The organism is Kitasatospora sp. NPDC097691, from assembly GCF_040302665.1.
In the GTDB taxonomy this organism is placed as follows: Bacteria; Actinomycetota; Actinomycetes; order Streptomycetales; family Streptomycetaceae; genus Kitasatospora.
The window spans coordinates 1-7,522 of record NZ_JBEORY010000006.1 but is presented as its reverse complement, the minus strand read 5'-3'; the positions used below and the strand labels follow the sequence as shown (position 1 = coordinate 7,522).

The following is a 7,522-nucleotide window of genomic DNA, read 5'->3' as shown; positions in this document are numbered from 1 at the left end:
TTCCCATGACCAACCCCTTCGACGACCAGGACGGCACCTTCCTCGTGCTCATCAACCACGAGAACCAGCACTCGCTCTGGCCGCAGTTCGCGGACGTCCCCGCGGGCTGGACCGTCGCCCACGGCCCCGACACCCACGCCGCCTGCCTGGAACACGTCGAGGGGGCCTGGACCGACATGCGGCCCAAGAGCCTCGCCGACGCCATGGACACCCAGCGGTAGCACGGCCGACATGACCTCCACCGACACCCTGGGCGGGGCCCGCGGCACCGCGGACCCCGCCCGGTCCGACGACCCCGCCCGGCCCGACGACTCCGCCGGGTCCGAAGACCTGGCCGCGGCGCTGCACACACCCGAGGCCCGCCGGGACCCGTACCCGTTCTACGCCCGGATGCGGCGCGAGAGCCCCGTCCACCGCAGCGCCCAGGGCATCTGGCACCTCACCCGCCACACCGACGTGGAGGCAGCCCTGGGCGACCTGCGGCTGTCCAACGACCGGGACCGGATGACCCGCGCCTACGTCGCGCTCGGCGGCGACCTGAAGGCCTTCAGCCGGCTCACCATGCGGCTCGGCCGGGTGATGACCAACACCGACCCGCCGGACCACGCCCGGCTGCGCAAGCTGGCCAACCGCGCCTTCACCGCCCGGCGCGTCGAAGCCCTGCGCGACGGCGTCCAGCGGATCGTCGACCGGCTCATCGACGACGCGGTCGCGGCCGGGCCGACCATGGACCTGATCGAGGCGGTCGCCTCCCCGCTGCCGCTGTCCGTCGTCTGCGAGCTGTTCGGCATCCCGCCCGAGGACCGCCCGCAGGTCAAGACCTGGTTCCGCCGCTTCGGCCGGATGGCCGAGGACATCGACAAGTCCGAGGCGGCGATCGGCGAGTACGAGGAGTACCTGGCCCGGCTCGTCCGCCGGCGCCGGGCCGACCCGGGCGACGACCTGATCAGCGCCCTGGTCGCGACGCAGGCACAGGACGACCGGCTCACCGAGGCGGAGCTGCTGTCCACCTGCTTCGTCCTGATCACCGCAGGCGACGAGACCACCACCCACCTGGTCGGCAACGGCCTGCTCGCCCTGCTGCGCCACCCGGACCAACTGGCCCGGCTGCGCGCGGACCCGGGGCTGATCCGCACCGCCGTCGAGGAACTGGCCCGCTACGACACGCCGACCCAGGCGATCGTCCGGGTCGTCGCCGAGGACGTCGAGCTCGGCGGTCGGACACTGCGCGAGGGCGAGCTGGTCTTCCTGTTCCTCGCCGCCGCCGGCCGAGACCCCGAGCGCTTCGAGGATCCGGACCGGCTCGACCTGTCCCGCCCCGGCAACCGGCACCTGAGCTTCGGCCACGGCCCGCACTTCTGCCTCGGCGGCCCGCTGGCCAAGCTCCAGGCGGAGGTGGCCATCGGCACGCTGGTCCGCCGCCTCCCGAACCTGCGGCTGGCCGACGGGGCGGCGCTCGACTGGCGGCCCAACCCGCTGCAACGGCGGCTCTGCGCCCTCCCGCTCACCTACTGACCCGTGAACGACCGAACGACGACGAAGGAGAAACCGACCATGGCCCGAGAGTTCGAGGTCCGCCGGGAGCAGGACCTGCCCGCCACGCCCGAGCAGGTCTGGGACGCGGTCGCCACCGGCGCCGGGAACCTCGGCTGGCTGTACCCGATGGAGGTCGAGCCGCGCGTCGGCGGAAAGGCCACCCGGGGCGACTCCACCGTCGTGGCGTGGGAGCCGCCGAGCCACTTCGCCGTCCGGGCGACCCAGGACGGCGGGTTCTCCAACACGCTCAGCTACCACATCGAGCCGGTCGACGGCGGCACGAGCCACCTGCGGATGGGGATCCACTGGGTGCACACGGGCGTCATCGACGACACCTGGAGGTGGGACACGAAGTCGGACGCGGCCGAGAAGCACGTCGACTTCTACCAGCACGGCCTCGCCGAGTACCTCCGGCACTTCGCCGCCCGCCCCGCCGTCTACGTCAGGGCCCCTCGCCCCGAACCCACCGACGACCCCGCCGACTTCGCCGCGCTGCGCCGACGCCTCGGCCTCGCCGACGACGCGGCCGTCGGAGACCGGGTGTCACTCCGCCTCCCGGGGACGGACGGCGGCTCGGAGGAGGTGGTCGTGGACTGGCTCAGCCCCGACTTCGTCGGCCTGCGCGGCCCCGACGCGCTGTACCGGTTCTTCAACGGCAGCACCTGGAACTGGCCCATCTGGCTCGGCCACCACCTGTTCGCCGAGGACGCCGACGAGCAGCAGGCCACCAAGGCGTGGACCGACTGGCTCAACGACACCCACGCCTAGGACCCCGATGGAAACCTCCACCAGAACACTGCTCTTCGCCGCCGAACTCGTCGAGGAGAACGGCACCTACACGCTCCTCGTCGAGGACGTCCAGCGGGGCGGCGTCCAGACCGCCCCGGTCCCCAAGAACATGGTCGACAAGCTCCCGACCTTCCTGTCGGCGCTCGCCGCCAAGCTCGACCCGCCGCAGTCGCGCCGCCGCTGGTAGACCGCTGCGCACCCGTCCGGTGGCCGCCTGAGCGTGGGGAAGCCGGCCCACCGGACCGCGGCGTCCACCGGCCCCGCCAGGACGCCGCGGGGTCGGTGGCGTCCGCTCAGGACGCCATGGTCAGCCCTGCCGAGGCGGCGCCGCGGCTCAGCACGACCGACCGGATGTGGTCCAGCGCCCGGGCGTAGTCGCCGCGCCCGGGGTCGTGGTGGACGGCCTCGGCCAGGTCGAGGACGCGGTAGGGCGGGCCGAGGTCCGTCAGCTGCGGGATGAACTCGGCCTTGGTGACGGCCCAGCGCTGCCCCGGCCCCGTCGGCGGGGAGAAGGTGAAGCGGGCGATCGAGCTCCAGTTGCCACGCGGGTCCTCGGCGCCGGTGTAGTTGAACATGTGTCCGGCGAGCTGGTCGCCCATGCCGTAGACCGTCCAGGTGTCGTTGATCTTCTCGTACGCCTGCGGGATGTGGGCGTGGGTGCCGAGGACCAGATCGATGTCGGGCCGGCCGGGACCCTGCTCGGCGGCCAGGTCGCGGGCGAGCGTCAGCTGCTGCTCGTTCGGGGCGTCCTGCCACTCGGTACCCCAGTGGAGGCTGACCACCACGATGTCCGCCCCCTCTGCCCGGGCGGCCCGCGCGTCGGCGAGGATCCGCTCCCGATCGATGAGATTGACCGCCCAGGGCTGCCCCTTCGGCAGGGGGATTCCGTTGGTGCCGTAGGTGTACGCGAGTTGGGCCACCCTGGCGCCACCCGCCGTGAGCAGCGCGGGGCTGCCCGCCTCGTCGGCGCTGCGCGCGGAGCCGGTGTGCTTCAGGCCGACGGCGTCCATGGCGTCGAGCGTGCGCCGGATGCCGGCCGGCCCGTCGTCGAGCGTGTGGTTGGAAGCGGTGTCGCACGAGCTGTACCCGGCGTCCTTGAGTGCCCGGGCGACCTGCGGGGGCGACTTGAACGACGGGTACCCGGTGAAGGGCCCGCCGTCTGCGCCGTACACCGTCTCCATGTGGCAGATGGCCAGATCGGCGGCACCGATGACCGGCTTGACGCCGGCGAGCATGCGGCTGAAGTCGTACCCGTCGCCGCCGGCGTCCTCCTTGGCCTGCTGGATGATCTCGGTGTGCGGCAGGACGTCCCCCGTCGCGACCAGGGTGAACGCCCGAGGCCCCGCCGGGGTCGGCGTGCCCGCGGTGCTCGGATCCCGCGGCGGCGACGGTACGGCCTGCCGCGCCTGCGGTGCCCCGCACCCCGTGAGGGCGAGCAGCAGGGCAGTGGCGGCTGTGAGAATCTCTCGGCGCTGCAGGCGCATCATCGGCTCGTCCTACGATCGGCTGGTATGACGTGCCCGACTATGCGAGCCGCCGGCCGACCGGCGCGGACCCCGCGCCCTGACATCACCCGACGGGGCCAGCGCCGCCGGCGCCGACGCCCGCAGGAAAGCGGTTGCCGGCCTCGCGCCGGCAGCGGGATGCTGCCCGTGATGGACGACTTCACGTACGCCGATCCGGCCACGCTGAGCGGCCGACTCCAGCGCGGGCGGGGCCTTGCCGCCCGCCGCCTGCGCAGCACCCCGGAGGACGCCGACCTCGTCTACGAGTGCGTCATCTCCGACAGCCGGTGGGACCGGCAGACCGAGAGCCGCGACTCCTATCTGGCCCGGTTGATCCACCGGCTGGACCTGCCCCTGGCGCGGGTGGAGGCCCACCTGTTCGGGTACGACGGCGATGACTCGGACGAGGTCGCGCTGGCCTTGCAGGTGCTCGCCCTGCTCCCGGTCCTCGGCCGCATCGACGCGGCGCCGATCCTGCGGCGGTACGCGATCGAGGGACGCCACTGGGCCGTGGCACTCGACGCGATCGAGTGGACCGGCCCACGGCAGACCCCGGAACTCTGGGCAGGGCTCGACGCAGAGGTCGTCGCCCGCCATGACGACGCCGAACTCGAAGCCCACGCGGACGACGGGGGCTGGGTGCCGTGGACTTCCTGGGCGCTGACCCAGCCACGACTCCGCCGCATCCTCGACGGACGCCCCGCGCTCCGCGCCGAGCCACCTGCCCGGCCTCCCGCGCCGGACCACGGCGGGCTCAGCTCCTCGGATCTGGCCGCACGCATCACCCGAGCCCCCGGGCGGGACAGGCGCCTGGCCCTGCAGGAGTTGGGCCGACGAGGAGACGCGACCGTCCTCGACCTCGCCGAGGACACAGGTCTTCGCAACGCGGCCGGATGGACGCCGGGCATCCCCCAGGCGCTCCACCACCTCGGGACCGCCGCCGTCGCGCGGGCCCGCACCTGGGCCGACAGTGGTGACCGGACCCTCGAACACCTGGCCCTCGGAGTCCTGTCCGCCTTCGGCGACCACGACGACGGCCCGTACCTGCTGCATGCACTCACCACGGCCGCCGCCGCGGGCGAGTGGTGCATGACCGAGGAGCCGGCCAGGGGCGTCGGACGGCTCCGCCTGGCCGAGGCCACCGACGCGCTGGTACACGTCTGGGAGACGACCGTCCACTCCTACGCCCGGGAGGCGGTCCACGAAGGCCTGCGCGGTTGTGCGCCCGACACGGCCGGCGGCTTCACCGTCGAAGGCCTCGACGACTGCGAGCCGCTCGTCCGGCAAGCCGCGGCCGCCGTCGCGCCGGACACGGCCGACGCCGTGGCCCGCCTGCGGGAGCTGTCCGACGACCCGCTCGCTGCGGAATTCCACGCCGCCGCACGCCGCCGCCTCGCGCAACTCACCGACCCGGGCCGGGCCGGGTGACCTCCCGGCCCTGGGCCAGGAATCTGCCGCACTCCACCGAGCGTGGGTTCACCGTCGGATCGCTTGCGCTCTCGAAGGCGTGACGCCCGGTCAGGGCCGCGGGGTCCAGCCGGGTGGGGCGAGGGCGGTGTCGGCGAGGATCCGCTCGACAGTGGCGTCCAGGGTGCTGCTCTGGACGATGACGTGTTCGAGACCGTCGGGCAGGAGGTCGCGGGGCTGGTACCAGCCGGCCATGTCCTCGGGGGAGAAGTCGGCGGCCTGCGGGCGAGTGGCGTGCCGCCGTACGGTCTCGGCGAAGTCGATGTCCAGGTAGTACAGGTGGCTGCGCCCTTCGTGGTCGGCGGCGAGCCGGGTCAGCATCGGACCGTAGCGCTCGGCGGCGAGGATGCCCTCGACCACGACGTGGAAGCCGTGGTCCAGGGCGTGCCGTGCCACCAGGTCGATCAGGCCGATGTTCGCCCCGCCGGCGACGTCCCGCTCACGCAGGACGGTGCGGCGCAGCACGTCCTGGGCCACGACCGCAACGCCCCGCCCGTACGCTGCGCGCAGCCGGGCGGCGACGCTCGACTTCCCGGCGCCGCTGGGCCCACGCACCACCACCAACACGGTTTCCGGCCTGACGGCCTTCTGTGCACCGGGCGTGGCCGTCATCGCAGGTCCCATCGCGCGCAATCTATGAGTCGATGCATTGATGGACTGGAGACGTCTCCATCCGAGCTCCGACCTCGCGATTCCAGCCGTGGGTGTCAGCGCTGGTGACTGACGTGAAGGGGTGCCTGCCCGCGTTGAGAGGACTTCCTGCTTTGCTGGGGACCGTTCTGCCCGCCCCGCGCGGTCAGCCACGTCAAGCTCGGCATCGCGGCGCTTCAAGGGACGCAGTTCTTGGGTGAGACCGACGTGGACGAGTTCGAGACCGCTGCCGGGGCAAAGCGGGACAAGAAGCTTGCGAAGATCGTGGAAGCGCTCCAGGAACAGGCATGGGAGCTCGCTGTCCTCGGCGACGAGATGGCTGCAGAGCGCCGCGAACGATAGTGAACAGCTGTGCTTCACCGGCGTGGGGCGCGCCCCGGTCTCCGTCGCGCCCCACGCCGGTGAAGGCCTGGGGCGGCTTGGCAGGGCCATTGCAAAGTCCAGTGATCTTGTGAGTGTGCTGGTCAGGCGATGCCGAGGAGGTCGAGCGGGCGGGTGAAGGGCTCGTAGGAGATGTGCCGGAGGCCGGCGGCGATGTTGCGGTGCCCGGCGGCGCGGAGGGTGTTGATGGCCAGGTTGCGCAGGGTTGCCATGTTCTCGGGGCCGTGGCCGGTGCGGATCTTCGAGGCGTCTTCGGCGAAGGTGGTGTCGCGGACGAAGTGCAGCCGGTTCTCGATGGTCCACTTCGATCTGGCGAGTTGGCCGAGCTTTTGGGGCGAGGCTTGTTGCGAGGTCAGGTCTGTGATCGCGTAGATGGTCTGACGGCTGACGGTGCCGGTCTTGAGGTCGGTGCGGTAGCGCAGGATGCGTGCGGCCTGGGCGGCGTGGGGGAAGTCGAGTTCGAGGTCGGTGACGGTGAGGGCTCTGGTCACGCGGGTCTCGCGGCGGCCGTGGCCGGCCTCGCGGTCGTAGCGGCGCGCGGTGACCTCTTTCCAGGGCAACGACCGCAGTCGGCGGTGCAGTTCGGGCTGGTTGGCCTTGACCACCAGCAGGTAGTGGGCCTTCTTCTCCTCGACCAGGAAGCGCACGTGGCCGCGCTGGGTATGCAGGGCATCAGCCGTGATCGTGACTCCGGTCAGGTCGTAGGGCGCCAGCAACGCGGTGAAGCAGGTGATCTCGTTGGTCTTGTCGGGCACCCGCAGCTGGGTGACGGTCCGCCCGTCGCCGGTCATCGCGGCCAGCAGGTGGGCGGCGGGCGAGGTGCCGTGCCGGGAGCCGCGGGCGGCTTTGCCGTCCACGGCGATCGAGTCCGATCCCGCTGGATCGGCGCCGGTCAGGTCGGCCAGGCCACCGGGGCAGACCAGACCGATGACCCGCCGGATCGTGGCAGCGCTCGGTGCGACGCGCACGCCCAGCGCTCCCGCGCCCCTGGCGCCCAGGCGAGCGAGCGCGTGCTGCGGAGCGTTTGCGGACCACTGGCCGACGGCGGCGTACGAGCGCGCACCGGCGGCCACCACCGAGGCGGCCACCAGGAGCACCGCCACGAACGGGTGACGCACCCCTCGACGTCGGCGCGGATCGGGCAGCAACCGCAGCCGCTCCACCAGCGACGATCCCGCCACGCTGTCCAGAGC

9 protein-coding genes are annotated in these 7,522 nt (G+C 72.5%); 6 read left to right on the top strand and 3 right to left on the bottom strand.

Annotation, left to right across the window (positions count from 1 at the left end):
* The first annotated feature begins 5 nt into the window (after nt 1-5).
* The 4 genes from ABTY56_RS06080 to ABTY56_RS06065 are packed head-to-tail and all read left to right on the top strand — an operon-like array spanning nt 6 to nt 2,512.
* Nucleotides 6-221, top strand: coding sequence for an MbtH family protein (locus tag ABTY56_RS06080; protein WP_350627007.1), 216 nt, complete (start codon nt 6-8; stop codon nt 219-221).
* A 10-nt stretch (nt 222-231) separates the two neighbouring features.
* A complete protein-coding gene (locus ABTY56_RS06075) occupies nt 232-1,515 on the top strand; it encodes a cytochrome P450 (RefSeq protein ID WP_350627005.1) in 1,284 nt (427 codons plus the stop codon).
* A 39-nt stretch (nt 1,516-1,554) separates the two neighbouring features.
* A complete protein-coding gene (locus ABTY56_RS06070; RefSeq protein WP_350627003.1) occupies nt 1,555-2,304 on the top strand; it encodes an SRPBCC family protein in 750 nt (249 codons plus the stop codon).
* Nucleotides 2,305-2,311: 7 nt separating this feature from the next.
* Nucleotides 2,312-2,512: a hypothetical protein gene (locus ABTY56_RS06065; protein ID WP_350627001.1), complete on the top strand. Its 201-nt coding sequence runs from the start codon at nt 2,312-2,314 to the stop codon at nt 2,510-2,512.
* Nucleotides 2,513-2,618: 106 nt separating this feature from the next.
* Here the strand turns inward: ABTY56_RS06065 and ABTY56_RS06060 are convergent, their stop codons facing one another.
* Nucleotides 2,619-3,809, bottom strand: a complete 1,191-nt coding sequence (locus tag ABTY56_RS06060) for a CapA family protein (RefSeq protein ID WP_502893038.1) — start codon at nt 3,807-3,809, stop codon at nt 2,619-2,621.
* 171 nt (nt 3,810-3,980) lie between these two features.
* Here ABTY56_RS06060 and ABTY56_RS06055 point away from each other — a divergent pair, with 171 nt between their 5' ends.
* Nucleotides 3,981-5,258, top strand: coding sequence for a hypothetical protein (locus ABTY56_RS06055; RefSeq protein ID WP_350626997.1), 1,278 nt, complete (start codon nt 3,981-3,983; stop codon nt 5,256-5,258).
* A 90-nt stretch (nt 5,259-5,348) separates the two neighbouring features.
* On the opposite strand, the gene ABTY56_RS06050 is transcribed toward ABTY56_RS06055, so the two are convergent.
* On the bottom strand, nt 5,349-5,921 hold the full coding sequence (locus ABTY56_RS06050) for a kinase (protein ID WP_350626995.1): 573 nt from the start codon (nt 5,919-5,921) through the stop codon (nt 5,349-5,351).
* 219 nt (nt 5,922-6,140) lie between these two features.
* Here ABTY56_RS06050 and ABTY56_RS06045 point away from each other — a divergent pair, with 219 nt between their 5' ends.
* Complete coding sequence (locus ABTY56_RS06045) at nt 6,141-6,290, top strand: hypothetical protein (RefSeq protein WP_350626993.1); 150 nt, start codon at nt 6,141-6,143, stop codon at nt 6,288-6,290.
* A 122-nt stretch (nt 6,291-6,412) separates the two neighbouring features.
* On the opposite strand, the gene ABTY56_RS06040 is transcribed toward ABTY56_RS06045, so the two are convergent.
* A partial coding sequence (locus ABTY56_RS06040; RefSeq protein WP_350626991.1) for an ISAs1 family transposase occupies nt 6,413-7,522 on the bottom strand: 1,110 nt, incomplete at its 5' end.